This is a genomic window from Bacillus sp. LR--39 (assembly GCF_053613335.1).
This window is the reverse complement of record NZ_JBSIOT010001654.1, coordinates 1-510: the sequence shown is the minus strand read 5'-3', so window position 1 is coordinate 510 and position 510 is coordinate 1. Positions and strand designations below refer to the sequence as shown.

General features: G+C 50.8%; 1 protein-coding gene. It reads right to left on the bottom strand.

The window, feature by feature from the left end:
* A partial coding sequence (locus ACWHAR_RS32335) for an alanine dehydrogenase (RefSeq protein ID WP_452089086.1) occupies nt 1-510 on the bottom strand: 510 nt, incomplete at both ends.

Sequence of the window (510 nt, the reverse complement as noted above, 5' to 3'; positions counted from 1 at the left end):
GCCTCCTCCGATAATCGTTACTTTTCCGCGAGAAACACCCGGCACCCCGGCAAGCAAAATGCCTTTTCCGCCTTTAGGCTTTTCTAAGAATTGAGCGCCGATTTGCGCTGCCATTCTGCCCGCAACCTCTGACATTGGCGTGAGAAGAGGCAATGTCCGGCCTTCACTGACCGTTTCATATGCGATGGCAGTTACTCCTTTATCCTTCAAGGCCTGTGCAAGCTCAGGCTCAGCTGCTAAATGAAGGTACGTAAACAGCACAAGCCCTTTGCGGAAATAAACATATTCTTCCGGCAGCGGTTCTTTTACCTTCATGACCATTTCGGCGTCCCAGACCTGTTTCGGATCAGCAATGATTTCCGCTCCTGCTGACTCATAGGCTTCATTTTCAAATCCGCTTCCAAGGCCCGCGCCTGTTTCAACCAGCACCCGGTGGCCGTTTGAAATGAGCTGAGAAACGCCCCCGGGTGTTAATGCGACACGGTTTTCATTGTTTTTTATCTCTTTAGG